Origin of the sequence: Acinetobacter sp. YH01007 (genome assembly GCF_013420425.1) — a bacterium.
In the GTDB taxonomy this organism is placed as follows: domain Bacteria; phylum Pseudomonadota; class Gammaproteobacteria; order Pseudomonadales; family Moraxellaceae; genus Acinetobacter; species Acinetobacter towneri.
The window spans coordinates 1-1,213 of the sequence record NZ_VOYC01000048.1; the positions used below are offsets into that span (position 1 = coordinate 1).

Genomic DNA, 1,213 nt, shown 5'->3' on the forward strand with positions numbered 1-1,213 from the left:
ACTGGCAGTACTTTTATAATCATGAACGACCTCATATGTCAGTAAATGGTTGTCCACCTATTTTTAAACAATAACAAGGCTTTAGATTTTCTACCCATTAATTCAATTAAAAATGGGGGTATTACCTAAGTTTTCTAATAAAAGATCTAAATACGTATCTTTCATCAATTGAGATTCATTGTTATTCAATATATTGTAGGTTGAAAGTATCAAATGTGAAAGTTGAGGATCAGAACGTAGGGTTGATTCGATAGCAAGTTCGATAGGCTCATTAAATATTCCTTCATAGCTTTTTTTTAACCATGCTGGATCTAAATGCATCATTTTATAAGTGAAGCCGAGAGGATCTGGTGCATTACCATCATGAACTTCTTCAGGTTCAAGCATGAAAGTTTGACCTTGATAGCTATCAATAATTTTTTTTCTACAATTGAATTGTTGATGTCCTAACTCTGTTACCCCTATAAGATAACTTGAGTGTAGATGAGGATCGTATGCAAAGCCTTTGAAGTGGGCATGAATTAGTTCTATACCTGTAGACTTATCCTGTGTGACATTGACCCAATTGCTCATATTTACTTAATTAGTCCTAATGGATTTAGCTTATCAAAAATTATCTAATGAAGAAATTCTAAAATTAACATAATACACCTTATACAAAATGCCCTTGTAAGCCCTTAATCAAGGGCATTTTTAGTCTCTACTTAACATAAAATTTTGGTGGTGCTTCAAAAAGTATGCTGCCTTTAAATGAAGCCATTATTGATGTAAAAGAAAAGAAGGCTAAATCAAAAGCTTTAAAATGGTTTTCAAGCTTTTTTGAAAAATTACAGCTTCTTCTGAAGCTACGCCTAATTCTATGCCTTATTTTGCAATTATTGCCTTCAATACCTACAGTAAAAAATTTACCAATACTTTGCTTACCATTTTTAAAAGCAGTGATGAAACTGTCCCAATGATCACTTGCAATTCGGGTGTAGTGAATATCTAATTGTTTAAGCTTTGTCTTCAATTGTTAGACTGTAGCTAAATCTCGTTTACCCCAAACATAAGCAACAATTTCACCTGTTTCTCGATGATAGGCGTAAATAAGCCATTGTTTATTCTTTTTATTTCCAACAAAATTCCAGAACTCATCTACTTCGAGAGATTCATAATGACTTTGCTGAGGCTGAATTTCATAGGTTGATTCAGTTAAAGTACGTAAAACTTT

Annotated in this window: 1 protein-coding gene and 1 pseudogene; both read right to left on the bottom strand. The window is 32.5% G+C overall.

What is annotated here, in order from left to right; all coding sequences use genetic code 11:
- Positions 1 to 102: 102 nt before the first annotated feature.
- Positions 103 to 573: an AraC family ligand binding domain-containing protein gene (locus tag FTT74_RS13820; RefSeq protein ID WP_020753607.1), complete on the bottom strand. Its 471-nt coding sequence runs from the start codon at positions 571 to 573 to the stop codon at positions 103 to 105.
- A 173-nt stretch (positions 574 to 746) separates the two neighbouring features.
- A pseudogene (locus tag FTT74_RS13825) lies at positions 747 to 1,213 on the bottom strand (IS1 family transposase); the annotation flags it as partial.